Consider the following 18,117-nt stretch of genomic DNA (forward strand, 5'->3'; position numbering starts at 1 on the left):
ATTGCTGTGCAACTTGCCCAGTGTTTCAACAACGCCGCAGATAAAACCGCAATTTCTTATTCGCTTTACTTCAGAGAATGCATCGAAATCAAACTGATAAACCAAAAGGCGAGCACTGTCGCTCGCCATTAATGCAATCAATGGTGAACACTGTCACCTTCAATAAGGCTCAAATGCACGCCATGCTTTTGGATGTAACGCAGACGAATGAAAAATAACAGCGCTGCTGAGGTCAAGCCCGCAATCAATCCTGCCCAGAATCCATGGGCGCCCATGGCAGGAACGATATGATCCGTATAAGCCAAAGTATAACCGAGTGACATCCCTATGCCCCAATAGGAAAACAGCGTGATATAAAAGGCACTGCGGGTATCTTTATAACCACGTAGGGCTCCGGCGGCAACCACTTGGACTGAATCTGATAATTGATACAGTGCCGCCATCAACATCAAGCTGCCGGCTAGGGCAACCACTTCAGGATCACCATTATAAAGTTTCGCAATTTGGAATCTAAATAATACGGTCAAAACCGCTGTCGTTAGAGCAAGGGATAGTGCCAGCCATAAGCCCACTTTAGTGACCACCGCGGAAATATCAGCGCGATCACGGCCTAAGTAATAACCAATCCGAATCGATACCGCGATACCGATAGATAACGGCAGCATAAATACGATGGCAGAAAAGTTGAGCGCAATCTGGTGACTTGCGACCACTGTTGCGCCAAGTGGCGCGAGTAACAGCGCTATGATGGCAAATAAACTCACTTCAAAAAACAGCGCCATTGCTATCGGCATGCCGAGTTTGGTCATTTTCTTCATAGTTTCAAAGTCTGGACGATGAAATTTACTGAAGGGAGCTAAAGCCGCGAATTTTTTATGTAACTGCATGTAAATGGTCATGGCAACTAGCATGGCCCAGAATACGAGAGCAGTGGCGATACCACAGCCTGCGCCGCCCATGGCCGGTACGCCAAAGTGTCCATAAATAAAAATATAGTTAGCGGGGATATTTACGGCTAGACCGACAAAACCAATGACCATGGTCGGTAAGGTATAGGATATACCTTCACTGCAGCCACGTAGCACTTGATAAAGCACAAATGCGGGTGCGCCCCATAAAATACCGTCGAGATATCCTATGGTTAAGCGGTATAATTCGGGTTCTAAATCCATATGGCTAAGCACAAAGGGCGCAGATGCGAGGAAAACCATCACGCCAATGCCGCCAATGATGGCAAGATAGGCACCTTGAAAGGCCAAAGGTTGGATGGCTTTTTGATTATTCGCTCCATTGTAGTGGGCAAATAAAGGCGTAAAAGCCATCAGTAAACCTTGGACGAACAGAATAGCGGGTAACCAAAGGCTAGTGCCGACCGCAACAGCGGCCATATCAACCGCGCTAACACGGCCCGCCATAACGGTATCAATAAAGCCCATCATGGTCTGAGTGACCTGAGCTATCAGTACTGGCAGCGCCAATTGGATTAAACGTTTGGCTTGATAGCCTGAATTATTCATAAATACAGCCTTTAACGATTAAGCGAGCAGAAAATGTTTACAGGTATAGTTCAAGCCACCTGCGAGGTGGTTGCAATACATAAGAAAGATGGCCTAAATACCCTTGAGGTAGCGTTCGAACCTGATTTGCATGAGGGACTTGCGATTGGTGCAAGTGTGGCAAATAACGGGGTATGTCTTACTGTGACTCAGGTAGTCGATGATAGGGTATTTTTCGACGTAGTGGAAGAGACCTTGCGACTGACGAATCTGGCTAATTTGTCTATAGGTCAAAGCGTTAATGTTGAGCGCTCGTTAACTTTTGGTAGTGAGATTGGTGGCCACATTCTCTCTGGCCATATTCATACCAAGGCTAAAATCGTTGATATTAGCCATACAGAACAGCATTATGATCTGACACTGGGCATTGAGCCTAAATGGATGGATTACATTTTTTATAAAGGTTTTGTTGGCGTTAACGGCTGCAGCTTAACGGTAGGCGAGGTGAGTGACTCCGGCTTTAAGTTGCACTTAATTCCTGAAACTTTAAAACTGACCAATTTAAGTCAGTATAAAGTGGGTGATGAACTCAATATTGAGATCGACAGCCAAACACAAATTATCGTCGACACAGTCGAGCGCGTGCTGGCCAGGCGTTTTAACGAACAAGCACGTTAGTTTTGTGACATCGCAGCGTGTAGTGCAATCTCGTTTAATAGATTTGCTCGTCGTCTGAATCGATATACAGCTCAACCGTTCGTCTCGATTCATCGATGTGTAAGCGTAAGTGAATCGGATTACAACAAATTCGGCAGTCATCGTAATAATCTTGGTCTCCACAGCTGGCATCGATACTGATATCTTGATGGTGCCCGCAGTGGGGACAAGCAATAACTTTGTTCATGACTCTCATGGTGCAACTCCTTATCGCCAATAGAGCGAATCGCTCTGCTCAATCAACGCATCTCATACTTCGTACGCTTATATTGTCTGCGCTTTGTCGATATTCGAAACCTGAGTGCGCTTTATGTGCTTCCTATTTGAGTATACAGCAGAGTGCAGTGCACTGACTTAGATGAAGTCGGTCTCAAAACGCAGCATGATAGACCTTCTGGTTAAATATTTTCTTGTTGGATCATTATCTCTTCTAAAAACTAGTCCTTTACCGTCACTAACCCCTCCATTTCACTGCTGTGTAACACGCCATCGCGGGCATCTTGGGTAATATCCAGCGTTAAACGCTGCATCTGTTGCTCAAGTTCACTTTTAATATCAATGAGTAACACTTGAGTATCAATCAAAGATTTGCTTGTGATTTTCACCTGCGGCTCAGGTAAAGCGGTTGCAGTGTGCGTGAGTGTTACGGCCAGTAGAATGCAGTTCAACATATCAACTCCCTTGTCATGTTTTCAGTGATGCCCAATAAACTGGCGCTAGAATAGGGGAGTTAGATGACCAAGAAGTTACCAAGACACTGCAAAATCATGAATTTGCTTTTTGTTTCCAATCCCAATTCTGGTCAATATGCTTGCGCCTTTTAGCTACAATCCCTTAGAATAAACGCCCTGCTACGCAAGGCGGCTAAGACTCCTGTACTGTCTTAACCTAGCGAGCATTTCTCTTACATTAACTAAAACCAAGTGGCCCTACGTGTGGGTCACCACTGGAAAGGACATTTCATGCCTGTAATTACACTTCCCGATGGTAGCAAACGCGAGTTTGCTCATGCTGTATCGACCCTCGATGTTGCCGCCGATATTGGCCCTGGTTTAGCGAAAGCTTGTATCGCTGGCCGCGTTAATGGCGAATTAAAAGATGCTTGCGATCTCATTGAAACCGATGCTGAGCTATCAATCATTACCGCCAAAGACGAAGAAGGTGTTGAAATTCTTCGCCATTCTTGCGCGCATTTATTAGGTCACGCGATTAAGCAAATGTGGCCAGAAACCAAGATGGCGATTGGTCCTGTTATCGATAATGGCTTCTACTATGATATCGACCTTGAGCACAAGTTGACTCAAGATGACATCGACGCATTAGAAAAGCGTATGCTTCAACTGGCAAAAACCAACTATGACGTAGTAAAACGTGTCGTTAGTTGGCAAGAAGCCCGTGATACATTCGCTGCGCGCGGTGAAGATTATAAGATTGCCATTCTGGATGAGAACATCAGCAAAGACGCGACGCCTGCGCTGTATCATCACGAAGAATACACTGACATGTGTCGTGGACCGCACGTACCTAACATGCGTTTCTGCCAGCATTTTAAATTAATGAGCATTGCCGGCGCTTATTGGCGTGGCAACTCAGAAAACAAGATGTTGCAACGTATCTATGGTACCGCTTGGGCCGACAAAAAAGCCCTGAGCACACACTTAACCCGTCTTGAAGAAGCGGCTAAGCGTGACCACCGTAAAATCGGTAAGCAGCTCGACTTGTATCACATGCAAGAAGAAGCGCCGGGTATGGTGTTTTGGCATAACGACGGTTGGAGCATCTTCCTCGAATTAGAAAGATTCATTCGCCGTAAGCTAAACCAATACACTTACCAAGAAGTGAAAGGTCCATTAATGATGGACCGCGTGTTGTGGGAACGTTCTGGTCACTGGGATAAATACTCAGAAGCCATGTTCACGACCAGCAGCGAAAACCGCGAATACGCTATCAAACCAATGAACTGCCCTGGCCACGTGCAGATCTTCAACCAAGGGTTGAAATCTTACCGTGATCTGCCATTGCGTATGGCTGAATTTGGTTGCTGTCACCGTAATGAACCTTCAGGCTCGTTACACGGATTAATGCGTGTACGTGGCTTTACGCAAGATGACGCCCATATTTTCTGTACTGACAGCCAAGTTCAAGAGGAAGTGAGTGCCTGTATCCAGATGGTTTACGATACTTACGCTACCTTCGGCTTTGAAAATATCGTAGTAAAACTGTCGACTCGCCCAGAGAAACGTATCGGTGACGATGCGATGTGGGACAGAGCGGAAGAAGCACTTAAGCAAGCTCTTCGTGCCAATAATATTGAATTCACTATTTTGCCAGGCGAAGGCGCGTTCTACGGACCAAAAATCGAATTTACTTTACACGATTGTTTGGACCGAGCGTGGCAATGTGGTACTGTGCAGCTCGATTATGCGTTGCCAAGCCGTCTTGGTGCAACTTACGTTGCCGAAGATAACAGCCGTCAGACCCCAGTGATGATCCATCGTGCTATTTTAGGCTCTTTGGAACGATTCTTGGGTATCTTGATAGAAGAATATGCAGGACGTTTCCCAACTTGGTTAGCCCCAATGCAAGTTGTCGTGATGAATATCACCGATAAACAGGCTGATTATGTTGAAGAAGTCGTAAAATTCTTCAAAGAACAAGGTATTCGAGCGTCTTTTGACTTGAGGAATGAGAAAATAGGCTTTAAAATACGCGAGCACACCTTAAGGCGTGTCCCTTATTTGTTGGTCGTTGGCGATCAAGAAATGGAAAATAAGGAAGTAGCGGTGCGTACCCGTGATGGTATCGATTTAGGTAAGATGCGACTTGAAGATTTCGCCACTAAAATCCATCAACAGATTTCGCTCCGTAGTCTCAAATTGTTGGAGGAATAGGTCATAAAGATCAAAAAAACAGCAGGGCGTCAGCCGGCCCCTAATAGAATCAATGAAGAAATCACAGGTGTACCAGAAGTACGCTTAACAGGCATTGATGGTGAAGCTATTGGTGTGGTAAGCATCAGAGATGCTCAGAATTTGGCAGATGAAGCAGGTGTAGACCTAGTAGAAATTAGCCCAAATGCTGAACCTCCAGTATGTCGCATTATGGACTACGGTAAGTTCCTTTTTGATAAGGCTAAGTCAGCCAAGGAACAAAAGAAGAAGCAAAAGCAGGTTCAGGTCAAGGAAATTAAATTCCGTCCTGGAACTGACGAAAACGACTATCAGGTAAAACTACGCAACCTGATACGTTTTCTGGAAGACGGGGACAAAGCGAAGATTACGCTTCGTTTCCGAGGTCGCGAAATGGCACACCAAAACCTGGGTATGGATCTATTGAACCGTATCAAGGCTGATTTGGACGAGTATGCGGTTGTTGAATCTTTCCCGAAAATGGAAGGCCGACAAGCAATTATGGTGCTAGCGCCTAAAAAGAAATAAGTAGGGCAAAACTTAAAGTAGCAAAGGTCTATGGCCTTTGCTCGCCTTGCTTTTTATTAAACATCCCAATGCGGAGTTTTAGAAATGCCTAAAATGAAAACAGACAAGGGTGTAGCGAAGCGTTTTAAGAAAACCGCTAATGGTTTCAAGCGCAAGCAAGCACACTTACGTCACATTTTGACGAAAAAAAGCACTAAACGTAAACGTCACTTACGTGCCAAATGTTTAGTATCAAAAGCTGACGTTCCAGCAATCGCGCGTCAATTACCTTACGCTTAATTTAGGAGATTAGAAAATGCCAAGAGTTAAGCGTGGTGTAACCGCTCGTGCTCGTCACAAGAAAGTTTTAAAACTAGCTAAAGGTTATTATGGTGCTCGTAGCCGTACTTACCGTGTTGCTGTTCAAGCAGTAACTAAAGCTGGTCAATATGCTTACCGTGACCGTCGTCAGAAAAAACGTCAATTCCGTCAACTTTGGATTGCACGTATTAATGCTGCCGCTCGTCAAAATGGTCTGTCTTACAGCCGTTTCATCAACGGTCTGAAAAAGGCGTCTATCGAAATCGATCGTAAGATTTTGGCTGACATCGCTGTATTCGATAAAGTTGTATTTGCAACTTTAGTTGAAAAAGCAAAAGAAGCGTTAAACTAAGAAATTAGTTTGTTGCTGTAGAGAAGGGACCATTTGGTCCCTTTTTTTGTGCGCTATTTTAGGCTTAACCCAACCTAAACACTTATAAGCGCTCATTTAACTGGTACAAGATTAAGAATCGGTGAAGGAAAGAAATGTGCGTGCGTGAACAATGTCGATTGGCACAACCCGCAAAAATTTTTGCTATTGCTTAACGATTTTGACCTAAAAAAATAGCAGGCTAAGCCTGCTATTCGTTGAAAAATCGAGTCTAGTTACTTTTTAGCGTCTAAATAACGCTCTGCATCGAGTGCGGCCATACAGCCTGTGCCGGCAGAAGTAATGGCTTGACGATAATGTTGGTCCATCACATCACCACAGGCATAAACACCTTCGATACTGGTTTGCGTGGCGTTACCTTGCAAGCCACTCTGAACTTTTAAATAACCGTGGTTCATTTCCAACTGGCCTTCAAAAATACCGGTATTAGGGCTGTGACCAATAGCGACGAACACACCAGCAACGGCTAAGTCAGTGATCGAACCATCTTTAGTGCTCTTCATCTTCAGACCTGTCACACCCATGGCATCACCAACCACTTCATCCATGGTTTGATCTAAGTGAAGGATGATGTTGCCATTGGCGACTTTGTCCATCAAACGGTCGATCAAGATTTTTTCTGAGCGGAAGGTGTCACGGCGATGGATGAGGTGAACTTCAGCAGCAATATTGCTTAAATACAATGCTTCTTCAACGGCGGTGTTGCCGCCACCGATCACTGCGACTTTTTGATTACGATAGAAGAAGCCATCACAGGTTGCACAGGCTGATACACCGCGACCTTTGAAAGCTTCTTCTGACTCTAACCCTAAGTAACGGGCAGAAGCGCCAGTTGCGATGATCAGCGCATCACAGGTGTACTCGCCGTTATCGCCTTTCAAACGGAAAGGGCGCTCGGTAAGGGTCACTTCGTTGATATGATCGAACAAGATTTCAGTATCGAACTTTTCAGCATGCTTCTGCATACGTTCCATCAAGGCTGGACCCGTTAAGTCGTCCGCGTCACCAGGCCAGTTTTCAACTTCAGTCGTCGTGGTTAATTGACCGCCTTGCTGCATACCTGTGATCATCACAGGTTTTAAATTCGCACGCGCAGCATAAACGGCTGCGGTATATCCTGCTGGGCCTGAACCCAAAATCAATAAGTTACAATGTCTGACTTGGCTCATTTTTATCTCCGTGCCTTTAGCAAATTGCAAGGATTGTAGGGAATTTACCTGTGGGGGTAAAGTGTTGGAGGGCGATTCTTTTAGATTGCACTAATCGAGTCCATCCGTTTTGGTATGGAGAGTGTCAGTTTTACTTTACTGTGAAAACATAAATAGCTTAAGTGTGAACCACGAAATGAAGCACGGGATGAGCTTGTATGAATATGATGGTACGATCGTAGTGAAGCCTATTTCTATCCAATAAAAAATCGGCCTCAATTGTATCGAGACCGATTTGAATTACATACTAAGTTAAGCTAGCTCAAATCCACATAAAAAGTTAAGTTAATTAAAAACTTATACTAATATTGTCGCAGGAGATGTGAACGCTAAGTTTAGGGCGTGAGCCACTTCCTTACACACCACTTTACCGTGCATGACGTTTAAGCCATTAAGAAAATGCTTGTCTTGCAACAGCGCTTCTTTATAGCCTAAATTGGCTAACTTGAGAATGTACGGTAAGGTTGCATTGTTAAGCGCAAATGTTGAAGTGCGAGCGACCGCACCAGGCATATTTGCAACACAGTAATGCACAACATCATCAACGATGTAGGTCGGATCTTGGTGAGTAGTGGCATGTGAAGTTTCAACACAACCGCCTTGATCAATCGCCACGTCAACGATAGCGCTGCCAGGCTTCATACGTGAAATCATGCTACGAGTAACCAATTTTGGCGCCGCAGCACCAGGAATTAGTACACCACCGATCACAAGATCGGCCTCAATAACATGACGTTCAATTGCATCCGCAGTTGAGTAAATGGCTTTTACAGCAGAACCGAATTGCACATTTAAACGACGTAGAGCATCAATACTGCGATCAAGCACAACAACATCAGCACCCATACCAACTGCTACTTGTGCTGCATTAGTACCAACCATACCGCCGCCAATAATGACGACTTTAGCAGGCTCAACCCCCGGTACGCCGCCCAATAACATACCGCGGCCACCAGAAGATTTCTCTAATGCCATAGCGCCAGCTTGGATTGACATACGACCAGCGACTTCAGACATAGGGGCAAGCAAAGGCAGGCCACCACGATCGTCTGTCACAGTTTCGTAAGCGATACATACGGCACCACTTTTGATTAAATCTTCAGTTTGCGGTAAATCTGGAGCAAGATGCAGATAAGTAAATAAAATCTGATCGTGACGCAACATAGCGCGTTCAACTGCTTGAGGCTCTTTTACTTTTACAATCATCTGCGCTTTAGCAAAAACTTCAGCAGCAGTCGCTAAAATTGTGGCGCCAGCATCAATATAATCTTGATCTGAAAAACCAATACCTATGCCTGCATTTGTTTCAACAAAAACGTCGTGACCTTTGATCGCCAACTCGCGAACACTAGAAGGAACCATACCGACACGATATTCGTGGTTTTTAATTTCCTTGGGAACACCAATAATCATCTTTGAGCCTCAATTGCCTGAAATCCCACTTTTAATGGGCATAATTGTTATTTTATCGTGACCTGAACGTGATTAATTCAGGGATATCTAGTATAGTATCGGCGACGCAGTTTATGCTGCTGAACTTTCGGCATACGTAGAATAAAATGTTGTTTTAGTGATAAAGCAAGGTTAAATAAATGGCATATAATAAAAAGAGTCCTGTAAAAGACTTGGATCGCATCGATCGCAACATTCTTAATGAACTACAACTTGATGGCCGCATTTCAAATGTGGAATTGTCAAAAAGAGTCGGACTAAGTCCTACTCCGTGTTTAGAAAGAGTAAAACGTCTCGAAAAGCAAGGTTACATCAATGGCTATACCGCATTGGTGAATCCTCATTTCTTGGGTGCATCCCTACTGGTATTCGTGGAAATCACATTAAGCCGTGATACTCCCGAAGTGTTTGATAAGTTTAACCGCGCAGTGCAACTACTCGATGATATTCAAGAATGTCATCTGGTTTCAGGCGATTTTGACTACTTACTGAAAACTCGTGTTTCAGATATGTCGGCTTATCGTCGATTGTTAGGTGAAACTTTATTGAAATTACCTTCTGTTTCCGACACGCGTACTTATGTTGTGATGGAAGAAGTTAAGCACACCAGTCGTGTAGCGATAAATCATCTACTCTCAGATATCTAAATTACCCTGATTGTTTGGTTTTACAATAAGGGGCTTAGGCCCCTTATTTATCAGTAACGTCGATATATTCATTTCATTTTACGCCTATTGCTATTCGCCTTGTATTGCCCTTAAGTTTACGAACTTAGGGGCTTCTTTTTGTGGCATTTTTAAGCAAACTTGTTAACGGAAGTGTTTGTGTAATAACTCATTCCTCCCCAAAAGCACACTAAAACACCTCAATAGACCAAATTTTGCCAATCATGACCAATTCTGTATAGAAAAACAGGCTAATGTGCTCCACATTTAGTGGGATTCTGGTATCGTTAGCCCACCTGTTTTCACTTTTATGGATTACGTCGTTTGTCTCAAGGAAATAGTGTACGCACGCTCACTGGCCTGCAACGTCTGCTGGAAGGCGGACTCATCATTTGTTGTGTTCTTGCCACTTATATTTTGCTCGCATTGACGAGTTTTAGTCCGTCTGATCCTGGTTGGAGTCAGTCGCATTTTCAAGGCGATATTAAAAACTGGACCGGAGCAGTAGGGGCTTGGATTGCCGATATTCTGTTATATTTCTTCGGCGTTACGGCTTATATCATGCCAATCATTGTCGCATCGACAGGTTGGTTATTGTTCAAACGTGCCCATCATTTACTTGAAATTGATTACTTTTCTGTGGCCCTGAGATTGATTGGATTTTTACTGATCATTCTAGGATTTTCTGCTTTGGCGAGTATGAATGCCAACAACATCTACGAGTTTTCGGCAGGCGGAGTGGCGGGTGATGTGATCGGTCAAGCTATGTTGCCGTATTTTAATAAACTCGGCACTACCTTATTACTGCTGTGTTTCTTGGGCTCAGGCTTTACGCTGTTGACTGGGATTAGCTGGCTGACTGTGGTCGAGAAAATCGGCTTAGTCTCTATTTGGATTTATAAAAAGTTAAAATTATTGCCGCAAGCGATGAAGCGTGAGCATGAAACCGAGGATACCCGTGGTTTTATGTCCGTGGTGGATAAGTTTAAACAGCGCCGTGAATCCCAATATGTGCTAGAAAAGCCCCCCATAGTTGAAAAGCCTAAGGTGCGTGAGCGTCATATTGGTCGTAGAGCTGAGATAACCCCAACGCTATATGCTGCCACTGATGATATGGTCATTGAACCAGAAGGTATTATTACCGAAACTGAGAATAATTTGTCGCCAAAAAATAAACTATCGGCGCTTGCAAAAATTCTGAGCTTGAATGGCAGTAAAAGTAAGAGTGCACAACGGGTTGAGCCACAAATCGATAATGATGATTTGGCCGCCCATGGCAATTTTGAAGCGCCACCTTGGTTAGCTGAGCCTCAACATTCAAATGCCAATGAGCAAGACAGTGCCGATTTTAATTCGCATTCATTCGATCATGATGACAATGAGCCAGTGTTTAGCAGTCAAGCATTTACAGAAGATGAGGATGATGAAAGTCTAGGTTTTAGCGATGATGACGTCATTGATTTTGATACTAAAGTGTCAACAGGTGCAGTGAATCAAGCGCAGCGTAATAAGCAAGATCAAAAAGCTAAAATTGTCGATGGCATTGTGGTATTGCCAGGACAAGAAGACAAACCCGCACCGAAAAAACCGATGGATCCTCTGCCGAGTATTAACTTGCTCGACATACCTGACCGTAAGAAGAATCCGATCAGCCCAGAGGAATTGGATCAAGTAGCTCGCCTTGTTGAGCTTAAATTGGCCGATTTCAACATCATCGCCAATGTGGTGGGTGTGTATCCAGGCCCTGTGATCACACGCTTTGAATTAGAATTAGCGCCGGGCGTTAAAGCGTCAAAAATCTCTAATCTATCAAAGGATTTAGCTCGTTCATTACTGGCTGAAAGTGTGCGCGTGGTTGAAGTTATTCCGGGCAAGGCTTATGTCGGACTCGAATTGCCCAATAAATTCCGCGAAACCGTGTTCATGCGCGATGTGTTAGATTGTGCCGCCTTTACTGAGAGTAAATCCAACTTAACTATGGTGTTAGGCCAAGATATTGCTGGTGACCCCGTTGTTGTTGATCTTGGTAAAATGCCACATTTATTAGTAGCGGGGACTACAGGCTCTGGTAAGTCTGTGGGTGTAAACGTGATGATCACCAGCTTACTGTATAAGTCTGGCCCAGAAGATGTACGCTTTATCATGATCGACCCCAAAATGTTGGAATTGTCTGTCTATGAAGGTATTCCGCATTTGCTATGTGAGGTAGTTACCGACATGAAAGAAGCTGCCAATGCGCTGCGTTGGTGTGTCGGCGAGATGGAACGTCGCTACAAGCTGATGTCTATGATGGGCGTACGTAACATCAAGGGCTATAACGCTAAAATTGCCGAGGCTAAGGCCAATGGCGAAGTGATTTTAGATCCTATGTGGAAGTCTTCTGACAGCATGGAGCCAGAAGCGCCTGCGTTAGATAAGCTGCCATCGATTGTTGTCGTGGTCGATGAATTTGCTGACATGATGATGATTGTTGGTAAAAAAGTTGAAGAGTTGATTGCCCGTATTGCCCAAAAAGCGCGTGCCGCAGGCATACATTTAATTCTTGCAACCCAAAGACCGTCAGTGGATGTGATCACAGGTTTGATTAAGGCCAACATTCCCACACGTATGGCGTTCCAAGTGTCATCGCGTATCGATTCGCGCACCATTTTAGATCAACAGGGTGCCGAAACCTTGCTTGGTATGGGTGACATGTTATTTTTGCCACCGGGTACTGCGGTACCGAATCGTGTTCATGGTGCGTTCGTTGATGATCATGAAGTTCACCGTGTCGTTGCCGACTGGTGCGCCCGTGGCAAACCGCAATATATCGAAGAAATCCTCAACGGTGCCAGTGATGGTGAACAAGTATTATTGCCTGGTGAAACCGCTGAATCAGACGAAGAATACGATCCGTTATACGATGAAGCCGTTGCCTTTGTGACTGAAACTCGTCGCGGCTCGATTTCAAGCGTACAGCGTAAATTTAAGATTGGTTATAACCGTGCAGCCCGCATTATTGAACAGATGGAAGCACAAGGTATTGTTTCAGCTCAAGGCCACAACGGTAACCGTGAAGTCTTAGCGCCGCCAGCACCAAAACATTATTAAGCCGCGCTAAGGCGTAGCTTTGATACACCCAAGGGTTTTACAGGGTAAGGAATAAAATGAAAAAACGATTATGCGCTGTGTTGTTAGCTTCACCTTTGCTATTTAGCGCGGCTGTGTTTGCCGATGATGCGCAGCAGCTCAGGGAAAAATTGATTGGTACCGCGTCACTAAAAGCCGATTTCAAACAAACCGTAACAGATGTCAATAAAAAGGTTATTCAAACGGGGTCAGGCATTTTTGCATTGGCGTATCCGAATCAATTTTATTGGCATTTAACCCAGCCAGATGAATCGCAGATTGTCGCTGATGGTAAAGATTTGTGGATCTACAATCCTTTCGCCGAAGAAGTTGTCATCATGGATTTTGCTGAAGCAATCAATGCATCTCCCATCGCATTGCTCGTCCACCGCGACGATGCGACTTGGTCACAGTATTCAGTGTCCAAGAAACAAGATTGCTATGAGATCAAACCTAAGGCGATTGATTCGGGCATATTGTCCGTCAATGTGTGTTTCAAAAATGCCCAGTTAGTCAACTTTAATGTTGCCGATGATAAAGGTAATTTAAGCCTGTTTGATTTAAGCAATCAGCAAGCCATCACAAATAAAGACAAAGCGTTGTTCACCTTTGTGATCCCAGACAGCGTCGATGTTGATGATCAACGTCGAAAAGCAACGCATTAGGCTATCGCGTGAGCAGTTTATCGTTTAATTTTGCGCCCGATTTTCGTCCCTTGGCCGCGCGCATGCGGCCAAGAACGATTGGCGAGTACATAGGTCAAGCCCATTTACTGGGTGAGGGCCAACCACTACGCAAAGCATTAGAAGCAGGGCGCGCCCATTCCATGATGTTGTGGGGACCGCCGGGCACAGGTAAAACAACCTTAGCCGAATTAATCGCACATTATTCAAATGCTCACGTTGAGCGCATTTCAGCGGTCACTTCTGGCGTTAAGGACATACGCGCCGCGATTGAGCAAGCAAAAGCCGTTGCAGAATCCCGTGGCCAACGTACTCTATTGTTTGTCGATGAAGTCCACCGATTCAATAAGAGTCAGCAGGATGCCTTTCTGCCATTTATTGAAGATGGCACAGTGATCTTTATCGGCGCGACCACAGAAAATCCGTCTTTTGAAATTAACAATGCCTTACTCTCGCGGGCAAGGGTCTATCTTATCAAGCGCTTAAGCCATGATGAAATCGCCCATATAGTGACTCAAGCCTTAAACGATACCGAGCGCGGTTTAGGCCTACGACAATTTGTAATGCCAACCGATGTGCTCACCACATTGGCACAACTTTGTGATGGTGATGCCCGTAAAGCGTTAAATCTTATTGAGTTAATGAGTGATATGCTCATTGACGGTGGCACCTTTACCACTGAAATGTTAATTCAAGTGGCGGGGCACCAAGTTGCCGGATTCGATAAAAATGGCGATCAATTTTACGATCTTATTTCAGCGGTGCATAAATCCATCCGTGGCTCGGCACCCGATGCGGCTTTATATTGGTTTTGTCGAATTATAGAGGGCGGCGGCGATCCGCTTTACGTGGCAAGGCGCTTACTGGCGATTGCCTCTGAAGATGTGGGCAATGCCGATCCTGCGGCGATGACAATCGCACTGAATGCCTGGGATTGTTTTCACCGTGTTGGCCCCGCCGAAGGTGAGAGAGCAATAGCACAAGCCATTGTTTATCTTGCCAGTGCGCCGAAGAGCAACGCTGTGTATACCGCATTTAAGGCGGCGCGTGCGTTAGCTCGCGAAACAGGGCAAGTCGAAGTGCCGCACCATTTACGCAATGCACCGACTCAGTTAATGAAAGACATCGGCATGGGAGCTGGGTATCGATATGCCCACGATGAAGCCAATGCCTATGCCAGTGGTGAAAATTATTTCCCCGAATCCCTGCAAACAGCACAGTTTTATTTTCCGACTGAGCGAGGGTTCGAGAAACGGATCAAAGATAAATTGGCGCAATTAGTCCAGTTAGATCAAGCCAGTGAGAACAAAAGATATGACTAACATCTTATTAGTGGCTTTCGGCGGGTCAATTGGAGCAGTTTTACGCTATCTTATTTCAATATTCATGATCCAAGTATTTGGCAGCAGTTTTCCTTTTGGTACACTGTTGGTTAATGTTATAGGTTCATTTTTTATGGGCGTAATTTACGCTCTGGGGCAAATGAGTCATATCAGCCCTGAACTCAAAGCGCTTATAGGTATCGGTCTATTAGGTGCTTTGACAACGTTTTCGACTTTCTCTAATGAAACCTTGTTGCTGATGCAAGAAGGGGATTGGCTGAAGGCGATTTTGAATGTGGTGTTGAATCTAAGTCTATGTTTATTCATGGTGTACTTAGGTCAACAACTGGTTTTTTCTCGCATTTAACTATTAAGAATATATCACATGTTAGATCCTAAATTTTTGCGCAACGAATTAGAAGTTACCGCTGAGCGACTGGCTACCCGTGGCTTTATTTTAGACATAGCTCATCTCATTCAATTAGAAGAAAAGCGTAAGTCACTGCAAGTGGCTACCGAAGAATTACAAGCGTCGCGTAATGCCATCTCCAAATCCATTGGCCAAGCTAAAGCCCGTGGTGAAGATGTTGACGCAATCATGGCGCAAGTGGGCGATTTAGGTTCACAGTTGGATGCCAAAAAGATTGAACTGGCCGCTGTACTTGAAGAAGTCAATGCCATTGCCATGTCTATGCCTAACCTGCCTGATGAATCAGTACCAATGGGTGCCGATGAAACAGAGAACGTTGAAGTGAGACGTTGGGGGTCGCCACGCACTTTTGATTTCCCGATTAAAGATCATATCGATTTAGGTGAAGGCTTAAACGGCTTAGATTTTAAAAATGCCGTTAAAATCACTGGCTCACGTTTCATCGTAATGAAAGGCCAAGTCGCCCGCTTAAACCGCGCCATTGGTCAGTTCATGTTGGACTTACATACCACAGAGCACGGTTATACCGAAGCCTATGTGCCATTACTGGTTAACGAGGCAAGCTTACTCGGCACAGGCCAGCTACCTAAGTTTGGTGAAGACTTATTCCACACTAAACCTGCGACTGAAGAAGGCCAAGGCTTGAGCCTTATCCCAACCGCAGAAGTGCCATTAACGAACTTAGTTCGCGATAGCATTGTTGATGAAGACGAGCTGCCAATAAAGTTAACTGCGCATACTGCATGTTTCCGCAGCGAAGCGGGCTCATACGGCAAAGATACCCGTGGTCTGATCCGTCAGCACCAATTCGATAAAGTTGAAATGGTGCAAATTGTTAAGCCTGAAGATTCAATGGCGGCACTTGAAGCGCTGACAGGTCATGCTGAAACAGTATTGCAGCGTTTAGGTTTACCGTATCGAACAGTGATTTTATGTACTGGCGATATGGGCTTTGGCTCAAGCAAAACCTACGACATCGAAGTCTGGTTACCAGCACAAAATACCTATCGTGAGATTTCTTCTTGCTCAAACATGAAGGATTTCCAAGCCCGTCGTATGCAAGCGCGTTACCGTGTGAAAGCAGACAATAAGCCTGCGCTATTGCATACGTTAAACGGCTCAGGTTTAGCTGTAGGTCGTACTTTAGTGGCTATTTTAGAAAACTATCAAAATGCTGATGGCAGTATCACAGTCCCTGAAGTACTGCGTCCTTACATGGGCGGTTTGACTCAAATAGGCTAATGGAACACAAAATAATACTATGGATAAAGGCCAGCGCTATCTCCGTTGGCTTTCCTATACCGCTGTGATTGCAGTATTTTTTGCTGTAATGCTTGCCACCGTAGGCAAAGCCATCTGGGTTGTGTTAGAAAACGTCAAATAACCCTATCAACTTTGTTCAAGTAAAAAGAAAGGCATGTTTCCCAAGGGAACATGCCTTTTTGTTTGTGTCATGTTTACGTGATGACTTAACCCTTTGCCATTAAATACACTTAGCTGGTTTGGGCAGGCCCGCGATTTTCGTTGCTTGTTTCGCAGGTCCAATCGGGAATAGGGTATATAAGTATTTTGAATTGCCTTTGTCTGGTCCTAAGGCTTGGCCAATGGCTTTAACTAATACACGGATAGCAGGGCTCGTTTTATATTCGAGATAGAAATCTCGAACAAAGTTAATCACTTCCCAATGGGCTGGCGTAAGTACAATTTGCTCTTCTGCCGCTAACAACAGGGCCATATCGGGTTGCCAATCGTTAAGATTTTTTAAATAACCTTGATGGTCACGGGCGATTTCTGCGCCATTAAATTGCAATGGATTTACCACGTTATCACCTTGTCATGGAGTAATGATTGAACCACAAACTCATTGTAATCGATAAGCATCACGTTCTTTAAACGTTCGGATAGGCCGCGTGCGACAACATCGTCTTTTAAGACCATCAACTTGAAGGGCGATAATGCCATTGCCCACTGGCGCAGCAGTAACGCGTTAACGCCATCGCTCGATAATAAAATTGCATCTTCCTTACAGGCGTAACGTAAACAAAGTTTCAGCGCGCTATCTCGACTGGGAGATGTTTGAATATGATGTAAAATCATTAGAATACTAAGACCTCATCCACTTGGTTTAAATGGGCTGCGATGGCTTCATCGTTGGCCACTGTCACTGGGATCGACAGTAAGCCATGGCTTAAGCCGTAATCGGCTAAGGATTGCTTACAGACAAACACAGAGCCAATATCATACAGCGGCAGTGCTTTAAAGGTGGAGATGTAATCTTTAGCACCGATAAGCTCAGGCTGTTGATCTTTAATCAAATGCAACACACCTTCATCAACAAAGACTAAACTCACTTCTTGTTCGAAGCTAGCGCTAAGCAGGGCAAGATCTAAACCTTCGCGGCCACGAACAGTACCATGTGGCGAGCAGCGAAATAGAATACACAATTTTTTCATAGTAGCCCTGAGAGTTAAAAACTGATCAAACGATCGGCCGATTCAATACCTGTGATTAGCTCACCTAAACCGCCCATGATAAATGACTCGCCCACATTCCAGTGGCTAAGGCCATTCTCGCGGGCATCTTGCTGACTCACAATGCCGCGACGTAGCGCTGCAGACACGCAATTGACTAACGGGACCTGATGGGATTGCGCCAGCTGTTTCCAGTCACTGATCACATCGTTTTCATCGGAGGCGGGTAAGCTTAAATCTGTGGAGTTATACACGCCATCTTGATAAAAAAACACACAGATAATCTGATGCCCAGCTAAAAGTGCTGCTTGGGAGAAGCGTAAGGCATTAACACTCGCCGACGTGCCATAAGCGGGCCCGTTCACTTGGATAATAAATTTGCTCATTTAAAATAAAAATGGCCCTAAAAGTAGGGCCATTCTAACGCAAGTTAAGCT

At 44.7% G+C, this 18,117-nt stretch carries 21 protein-coding genes; 12 read left to right on the top strand and 9 right to left on the bottom strand.

From position 1 onward, the window contains the following. Positions 1-137: 137 nt before the first annotated feature. Positions 138-1,517, bottom strand: coding sequence for an MATE family efflux transporter (locus L5M29_RS02980; RefSeq protein WP_263166161.1), 1,380 nt, complete (start codon positions 1,515-1,517; stop codon positions 138-140). Positions 1,518-1,550: 33 nt separating this feature from the next. Here L5M29_RS02980 and L5M29_RS02985 point away from each other — a divergent pair, with 33 nt between their 5' ends. After that, a complete protein-coding gene (locus L5M29_RS02985; protein WP_263166162.1) occupies positions 1,551-2,174 on the top strand; it encodes a riboflavin synthase subunit alpha in 624 nt (207 codons plus the stop codon). 34 nt (positions 2,175-2,208) lie between these two features. On the opposite strand, the gene L5M29_RS02990 is transcribed toward L5M29_RS02985, so the two are convergent. Then, positions 2,209-2,409, bottom strand: coding sequence for a CPXCG motif-containing cysteine-rich protein (locus L5M29_RS02990; RefSeq protein WP_028759934.1), 201 nt, complete (start codon positions 2,407-2,409; stop codon positions 2,209-2,211). Positions 2,410-2,650: 241 nt separating this feature from the next. Then, positions 2,651-2,884 (bottom strand): hypothetical protein, encoded by a 234-nt coding sequence (locus L5M29_RS02995; protein ID WP_263166163.1) that lies wholly within the window; start codon positions 2,882-2,884, stop codon positions 2,651-2,653. Positions 2,885-3,175: 291 nt separating this feature from the next. On the opposite strand from L5M29_RS02995, the gene thrS reads away from it, so the two are divergent. The 4 genes from thrS (at position 3,176) to rplT (ending at position 6,302) form a co-directional block, all read left to right on the top strand. Next, positions 3,176-5,104 carry a threonine--tRNA ligase gene (gene thrS / locus L5M29_RS03000; protein ID WP_028759936.1) on the top strand — a complete coding sequence of 643 codons (1,929 nt, stop codon included), beginning with the start codon at positions 3,176-3,178 and terminating at the stop codon, positions 5,102-5,104. A 3-nt stretch (positions 5,105-5,107) separates the two neighbouring features. Beyond that, on the top strand, positions 5,108-5,650 hold the full coding sequence (gene infC, locus L5M29_RS03005) for a translation initiation factor IF-3 (protein WP_012089240.1): 543 nt from the start codon (positions 5,108-5,110) through the stop codon (positions 5,648-5,650). Between the two features lie 84 nt (positions 5,651-5,734). Beyond that, positions 5,735-5,929, top strand: coding sequence for a 50S ribosomal protein L35 (gene rpmI / locus L5M29_RS03010; RefSeq protein ID WP_006081653.1), 195 nt, complete (start codon positions 5,735-5,737; stop codon positions 5,927-5,929). 16 nt (positions 5,930-5,945) lie between these two features. Further along, complete coding sequence (gene rplT / locus L5M29_RS03015) at positions 5,946-6,302, top strand: 50S ribosomal protein L20 (protein WP_006081652.1); 357 nt, start codon at positions 5,946-5,948, stop codon at positions 6,300-6,302. A 254-nt stretch (positions 6,303-6,556) separates the two neighbouring features. Here the strand turns inward: rplT and trxB are convergent, their stop codons facing one another. Both trxB and ald read right to left on the bottom strand, forming a co-directional pair. Next, positions 6,557-7,510 carry a thioredoxin-disulfide reductase gene (gene trxB / locus L5M29_RS03020; protein WP_007647644.1) on the bottom strand — a complete coding sequence of 318 codons (954 nt, stop codon included), beginning with the start codon at positions 7,508-7,510 and terminating at the stop codon, positions 6,557-6,559. Positions 7,511-7,846: 336 nt separating this feature from the next. Further along, complete coding sequence (gene ald, locus L5M29_RS03025; protein ID WP_263166166.1) at positions 7,847-8,962, bottom strand: alanine dehydrogenase; 1,116 nt, start codon at positions 8,960-8,962, stop codon at positions 7,847-7,849. Between the two features lie 179 nt (positions 8,963-9,141). On the opposite strand from ald, the gene lrp reads away from it, so the two are divergent. The 7 genes from lrp to L5M29_RS03060 all read left to right on the top strand — a co-directional run bounded on the left by lrp (position 9,142) and on the right by L5M29_RS03060 (position 16,593). Further along, entirely contained in the window at positions 9,142-9,648 is a 507-nt protein-coding gene (lrp, locus tag L5M29_RS03030) for a leucine-responsive transcriptional regulator Lrp (protein ID WP_006081649.1), read from the top strand. Between the two features lie 342 nt (positions 9,649-9,990). Beyond that, positions 9,991-12,756, top strand: a complete 2,766-nt coding sequence (locus tag L5M29_RS03035; protein WP_263166169.1) for a DNA translocase FtsK — start codon at positions 9,991-9,993, stop codon at positions 12,754-12,756. Between the two features lie 56 nt (positions 12,757-12,812). Further along, on the top strand, positions 12,813-13,439 hold the full coding sequence (gene lolA, locus L5M29_RS03040; RefSeq protein ID WP_263166171.1) for an outer membrane lipoprotein chaperone LolA: 627 nt from the start codon (positions 12,813-12,815) through the stop codon (positions 13,437-13,439). 8 nt (positions 13,440-13,447) lie between these two features. Further along, positions 13,448-14,779 carry a replication-associated recombination protein A gene (locus L5M29_RS03045; RefSeq protein WP_263166174.1) on the top strand — a complete coding sequence of 444 codons (1,332 nt, stop codon included), beginning with the start codon at positions 13,448-13,450 and terminating at the stop codon, positions 14,777-14,779. Next, entirely contained in the window at positions 14,772-15,146 is a 375-nt protein-coding gene (crcB, locus tag L5M29_RS03050; RefSeq protein ID WP_028759942.1) for a fluoride efflux transporter CrcB, read from the top strand. The genes L5M29_RS03045 and crcB overlap by 8 nt, the downstream gene beginning before the upstream one ends. Positions 15,147-15,164: 18 nt before the next feature. Beyond that, positions 15,165-16,451, top strand: coding sequence for a serine--tRNA ligase (serS, locus tag L5M29_RS03055; RefSeq protein ID WP_263166176.1), 1,287 nt, complete (start codon positions 15,165-15,167; stop codon positions 16,449-16,451). A 19-nt stretch (positions 16,452-16,470) separates the two neighbouring features. Next, positions 16,471-16,593: a hypothetical protein gene (locus L5M29_RS03060; protein ID WP_028759944.1), complete on the top strand. Its 123-nt coding sequence runs from the start codon at positions 16,471-16,473 to the stop codon at positions 16,591-16,593. 99 nt (positions 16,594-16,692) lie between these two features. Here L5M29_RS03060 and L5M29_RS03065 read toward each other — a convergent pair whose 3' ends face one another. From L5M29_RS03065 to tusD, 4 genes are read right to left on the bottom strand one after another with little or no spacing between them, the layout of a single operon-like run. Then, positions 16,693-17,031: a TusE/DsrC/DsvC family sulfur relay protein gene (locus tag L5M29_RS03065; protein WP_105252498.1), complete on the bottom strand. Its 339-nt coding sequence runs from the start codon at positions 17,029-17,031 to the stop codon at positions 16,693-16,695. Continuing rightward, complete coding sequence (gene tusB, locus L5M29_RS03070) at positions 17,025-17,306, bottom strand: sulfurtransferase complex subunit TusB (protein ID WP_263166178.1); 282 nt, start codon at positions 17,304-17,306, stop codon at positions 17,025-17,027. The genes L5M29_RS03065 and tusB overlap by 7 nt, the downstream gene beginning before the upstream one ends. After that, complete coding sequence (tusC, locus tag L5M29_RS03075; protein WP_263166180.1) at positions 17,306-17,662, bottom strand: sulfurtransferase complex subunit TusC; 357 nt, start codon at positions 17,660-17,662, stop codon at positions 17,306-17,308. The genes tusB and tusC overlap by 1 nt, the downstream gene beginning before the upstream one ends. Before the next feature lie 14 nt (positions 17,663-17,676). Further along, positions 17,677-18,066 (bottom strand): sulfurtransferase complex subunit TusD, encoded by a 390-nt coding sequence (tusD, locus tag L5M29_RS03080; protein ID WP_263166181.1) that lies wholly within the window; start codon positions 18,064-18,066, stop codon positions 17,677-17,679. Positions 18,067-18,117: the final 51 nt, after the last annotated feature.

Origin of the sequence: Shewanella sp. SM95 (genome assembly GCF_025653595.1) — a bacterium.
GTDB lineage: Bacteria > Pseudomonadota > Gammaproteobacteria > Enterobacterales > Shewanellaceae > Shewanella > Shewanella oncorhynchi.